The organism is Sulfitobacter sp. HI0040 (assembly GCF_001634885.1).
GTDB lineage: Bacteria > Pseudomonadota > Alphaproteobacteria > Rhodobacterales > Rhodobacteraceae > Sulfitobacter.
Map to the genome: position 1 here is coordinate 1 of NZ_LWEX01000515.1, position 211 is coordinate 211.

A 211-nucleotide genomic window follows, 5' to 3' on the forward strand; every position below is an offset into this window, starting at 1 on the left:
CGCAGACGAGCACGGTGGGCTTCACCTCCTTGAAGACGGTCTTGGCATTCCGCATTTCCACCTGCTCTATCGAGATCACGTTCGTCCCCTCGATGGGGGCCAGCGACGAGACGATGAACCTTTCGCGCACGTAGAAATCCGCCTTGCCCTTGCGTGGCCCGAGGATCGCGTGATGCAGGGTGACGTTCTCCACCTCGTTCGCGGCATGGAC

The 211-nt window shown here is 61.1% G+C and carries 1 pseudogene; it reads right to left on the reverse strand.

Annotated elements, in window-relative coordinates:
- A pseudogene (locus A3728_RS23295) lies at positions 1–211 on the reverse strand (FkbM family methyltransferase); the annotation flags it as partial.